This window comes from Streptococcus sp. HCA-5024 (assembly GCF_037890265.1).
GTDB classification, from domain to species: Bacteria; Bacillota; Bacilli; order Lactobacillales; family Streptococcaceae; genus Streptococcus; species Streptococcus lingualis.
Genome location: NZ_JBBKBR010000014.1, coordinates 1 through 1,437, shown reverse-complemented (window position 1 = coordinate 1,437; position 1,437 = coordinate 1). Strand labels below are relative to the sequence as shown.

1 protein-coding gene is annotated in these 1,437 nt (G+C 35.2%); it reads left to right on the top strand.

Annotated elements, in window-relative coordinates:
- Positions 1-57: 57 nt before the first annotated feature.
- Positions 58-1,406 (top strand): IS3 family transposase gene (locus WKT08_RS10365; protein WP_118398572.1). Its coding sequence is split into 2 segments (ribosomal slippage): positions 58-499 and positions 499-1,406, totalling 1,350 coding nucleotides; the frame shifts between segments, so codons are not numbered across the junction.
- Positions 1,407-1,437 lie beyond the last annotated feature (31 nt).

Genomic DNA, 1,437 nt, shown 5'->3' with positions numbered 1-1,437 from the left:
TGAACTGCACCCCAAAAGTTAGACAGAAAAAAATCTAACTTTTGGGGTGTTTTTATTATGAAATTAACTTATGAAGATAAAGTTCAGATCTATGAACATAAAAAACAAGGGCGAAGCTTCAAAGAGCTTTCAAATCAATTTGGGATAAACATTTCTAATCTTAAGTACATGATTAAATTGATTGATCGTTATGGAATAGAAATCGTCAAAAAAGGAAAGAATTGTTACTATTCTCCCGAACTAAAACAAGAAATCATTGATAAAGTTCTGCTTGAAAGTCGTTCACAAATAAAGGTATCTCTAGATTATGCTCTTCCAAGTGTTGGAATGTTGCATAATTGGATAGCACAATATAAGAAAAACGGGTATACTATTGTTGAGAAAACAAGAGGAAGGATACCTAAAATGGGACGTAAGCCAAAGAAGAAACCCGAAGAGATGACAGAACTAGAACGTCTTCAAGCAGAAAATGAGTACTTGAGAGCGGAGAATGCAGTTCTAAAAAAGTTGAGAGAACTCCGATTGAGGGACGAAAAAGAGCAAGAAGAAAAACGGAAATTGTCCGAGGATTGGTAACAGAGTTTGCTTTAGAGATTCTTCTAAAGATTATTAAGCTTGCCCGTTCAACTTATTATTATCATTTAAAACAGCTCGATCAAAGCGATAAGGATTATGATGTTAAAGTTGAAATTCAATCTATTTTTACTGAGCATAAAGGGAATTACGGCTATCGTCGAATGACTCTTGAATTGAGGAATCGTGGTTTTGTAGTGAATCATAAGAAGGTCCAACGTCTGATGAAGGTCCTTGGTTTAAGTGCTCGTATTCGTCGTAAACGGAAGTATTCTTCATACCAAGGAGAGATTGGTAAGAAAGCAGATAATCTTATTCAACGCCAATTTGAAGCAACCAAGCCAATGGAAAAGTGCTACACAGATGTGACCGAGTTTGCCATTCCAGCAAGCAATCAAAAACTTTATTTATCGCCAGTTTTAGATGGTTTTAATAGCGAAATTATCGCCTATAATCTTTCGACTTCACCGAATTTAGAACAAGTGAAAGCTATGTTAGACCAGGCCTTTACTGAGAATCATTACACAAATACAATTCTTCATAGTGATCAAGGATGGCAGTATCAACACCAGTATTATCATCGTTTTTTAGAGGATAAAGGAATTCAACCGTCCATGTCACGTAAAGGAAACAGCCCAGACAACGGCATGATGGAATCCTTCTTTGGCATTTTGAAATCGGAAATGTTTTATGGTTACGAGAATACATTTAAGTCACTTAACCAATTGGAACAAGCTATTGTAAACTATATTGACTATTACAACAACAAACGAATTAAGGTAAAACTAAAAGGACTTAGTCCTGTGCAATACAGGACTAAATCCTTAACTTAAATTATTTGTCTAACTTTTTGGGGTCAGTACA